Raw genomic sequence first — 762 nt, 5'->3', positions numbered from 1 at the left:
TAAAAAATAATTACTGAGAATTCAGCCAATCTTTAGTTTCTTTTAACCTGTATGAATTACCATTCATATTAACGATGTAAGATTTGTGAGTTAACCTATCAATCATTGCCGCTGTCATTACTGGATCTTTAAAAATTTCTTCTCACCTTTCAAAAGATAAGTTGGTGGTAATAATAGTAGTAGCTTTTCTACTTGCTCTTAAAGATAAGTGAGTAAATAATAATTATGATCCTTCTTTATCAAAAGAAATGTATCCTAGCAAATATCTAGAAGACTTACTTGTAGAAGAACTACCAGAAGATGCACAAAAAAAGCTAAAAAATTTGAGTTCTTTAGAATTCATTAAGTCAGGTAAGAATGTGATTTTAGCAGGGAATGCTGGTACTGGTAAAACTCACATAGCTACTGGACTTGGTATTAAAGCCTCAAATCTGCCTCTTTTTCAAGTAACCCATTTAAAAATCTTTCGTGTGAATAGTTTTTTTCATTTGCTTCCATGATCTCTTCTTTGAAGTTTTGTCTGGTAGCTGGAAGTTTTAGTTCTTTGCAGTAGTCCTCTATTTGTTCTATTAGCTCTTCACTTGTTGTCATAGTATTTTAGCCCCTTTCTCGAACTCGTTTCCATTAGGGTTTAAAAGCTGATCATAGGATGATAATGTATTTTTTGATCTAATTTCTGTAACTGTTTCGTTTTTAGGAATTTCTAATTCCTCATTTCGGTTACAGAGAACCTGAATCTTTTCATTAGATATCTCATTTGGT

1 protein-coding gene and 2 pseudogenes are annotated in these 762 nt (G+C 31.8%); 1 reads left to right on the top strand and 2 read right to left on the bottom strand.

Features of this window, described 5'->3' with window-relative positions:
* Positions 1-10: 10 nt before the first annotated feature.
* A pseudogene (locus CDO51_RS15660) lies at positions 11-259 on the bottom strand (ATP-binding protein); the annotation flags it as partial.
* A gap of 1 nt (position 260) precedes the next feature.
* Here CDO51_RS15660 and CDO51_RS15655 point away from each other — a divergent pair.
* Positions 261-425: pseudogene (locus CDO51_RS15655) on the top strand (ATP-binding protein); the annotation flags it as partial.
* Here CDO51_RS15655 and CDO51_RS14035 read toward each other — a convergent pair.
* The gene (locus tag CDO51_RS14035) at positions 418-591 is read right to left on the bottom strand and encodes a hypothetical protein (RefSeq protein WP_169710447.1); all 174 of its coding nucleotides are present in this window, start codon (positions 589-591) and stop codon (positions 418-420) included. The pseudogene CDO51_RS15655 and the gene CDO51_RS14035 sit on opposite strands and share 8 nt — an antisense overlap.
* Positions 592-762: the final 171 nt, after the last annotated feature.

The organism is Natranaerobius trueperi (assembly GCF_002216005.1).
GTDB lineage: Bacteria > Bacillota > Natranaerobiia > Natranaerobiales > Natranaerobiaceae > Natranaerobius_A > Natranaerobius_A trueperi.
This window is presented reverse-complemented; position numbering and strand designations above follow the sequence as displayed.